This is a genomic window from Bergeyella anatis, from assembly GCF_036016955.1.
Lineage (GTDB): Bacteria > Bacteroidota > Bacteroidia > Flavobacteriales > Weeksellaceae > JAYWXI01.
Genome location: NZ_JAYWXI010000052.1, coordinates 1 through 1,882 on the forward strand (window position 1 = coordinate 1; position 1,882 = coordinate 1,882).

At 32.5% G+C, this 1,882-nt stretch carries 3 protein-coding genes; all 3 read right to left on the reverse strand.

All coding sequences use genetic code 11. From position 1 onward, the window contains the following. Positions 1-107: DUF1896 family protein (locus tag VQ048_RS12040; protein ID WP_327611906.1), on the reverse strand; the 107-nt coding region annotated here is incomplete at its 3' end. Between the two features lie 28 nt (positions 108-135). Then, on the reverse strand, positions 136-924 hold the full coding sequence (locus tag VQ048_RS12045; RefSeq protein ID WP_327611905.1) for a nucleotidyl transferase AbiEii/AbiGii toxin family protein: 789 nt from the start codon (positions 922-924) through the stop codon (positions 136-138). Beyond that, positions 921-1,736, reverse strand: coding sequence for a type IV toxin-antitoxin system AbiEi family antitoxin domain-containing protein (locus VQ048_RS12050; RefSeq protein ID WP_119058099.1), 816 nt, complete (start codon positions 1,734-1,736; stop codon positions 921-923). Before VQ048_RS12050 ends, VQ048_RS12045 begins: the two co-directional genes overlap by 4 nt. Between the last annotated feature and the right edge of the window lie 146 nt (positions 1,737-1,882).

Consider the following 1,882-nt stretch of genomic DNA (forward strand, 5'->3'; position numbering starts at 1 on the left):
CGTTCTTTGATAAACGCTTCATTAGTTGCCAGATTAGGAAAGCTGGTGTTTAATAATTCTCTTAGTCGTAAATCGTAATACGAAATTTCTTTTTCTTGTGTTGCCATAATTTTTATATTTATTATTGATGATTAATTATATTTTTTCAATGAGTTCAATTCGTACCTTTTCGTAGGCTATTAGGTGGTCGTAATTCTCACTAGGGTGTAGCAGTAAAGCTGTGTCCCCCAAAAATTCACTATCCTCTAATTTCAATTCTAAATTTCTTAAAAATTGTTTTTGAGTAGGACTTTGTCCTTCTGAAAAATTCATATATTGATGATAGATTTGAATTATTTTTTCGACATCAAGATGAGTTTTGGTCAAACATTTATATAAATCGAACAAATCTCTACCTTTTCGCCTTTGATATAAAGCTCTTAGTTTAGTAGCAATTAATTCTTCTAATGAATAAGTAACAATATTTGCCTTATCTTTATACCAAGGACTGTCCACTTCAAAAGGAACTTCTGAAAATCCTAATGCTGTAAAATGCTCTTTACAATTGATTTCTATTTTTAATCGAATGGGAACCACAGGAGGAATCTCTGAGGCTACTTTAAAAATTAGTACATTGTTATTTCTTTTCTGACGAACATAAGGTTCTCCTAAAAAGGACAGGACTTCTCGAAGTCGGTCGATAGTTTCTTTAATAGGTTCGGTTTTGATTTGAACTAAGTCAATATCTTCCGAGTAGCGAGGTTGTGGCGATAAATATAACTTATGCAAGGCAGTTCCTCCCCGAAAAGCCAAATGTTTTGATAGAAAAGCATCTTTATAAATTTCTACCAGAGCTTTGCAGATAATTAAATCTTGTTCTACTTGTTCTGGTGTCTGCCACGGAACAATGGAACGCCAATAAGTAATTGCATTTTTAGGTATCATTCGTCAATGTATATTTGTTCATTTATTATTATTTTCCAAACGGGATGATAGTCGTCTGTATCAGATATTTCTTTACCTGTTTTTAGAGGTGTTTTCCAAAAGTTTAGTCCAATTTCTTGGGATTTCTTCCATAGTATTTTCTCCAACTCTTTTTCTTCTAAAATAGAAAGTACATAACCTAAACGCTGGATACTTGCTATCGGAAACTGAGATATTAGCGTATTAGGCATTCTCTTAAAATCCATTTCAGCACAAAGTTCCTGTATGACTTCAGTCGCTCTATTCAAACCACCTATTTCATTCTCATAGATAAGTAGGTCCAGGGCGGTAACTTCAGGAGTGGATACTTTTACATAACCGTTTTGCGTTTTATGTAATGTCCATAATTCCTCGGTGATGAAACGCTTAACTGGAAAAACAATCTGTACATTATTCTTTAAGGTTGTTCTTAAAGGCGGTAATTCAGTAAGTACAGAAAAAGTTTGTGGGCGTTGATGTGCAGCTCCATAAAAGCTGGCAGCACTTAATAAGCCGATATAATAATTCCTTTCCAGATAATTCATTAGTTCATCTATATATAGATAGGGCGGCACTTGTTTGCTCAAAGCATATTCAACAGGAATAATTACATAAAATCCTTTCCAAATAGATAAAATTTTTCCTTTACAACTTAATCGGTGCAAAGCATTGGAAATACTTTGTTCTTTTAAATTTGTAAATTGATTTCGTACTTGTTCAATACTAAAAGTCATAATCCCCTTTTTAGGTAATTCTTCTACCCAGTCCTTAATCGTTGTTTTCGTAATAAACATTCCTTTTAATTTGATTTATTTGCAAATATACTCACTTTTTGAGTATTAACGCAAACATTTCAAAAAAAATAAGTTTAGATGTTTATCCATTAACGGCATTTTTCGCCGTCAAATACTTATTGTTTAAACCTGTTATGCTTTGATTA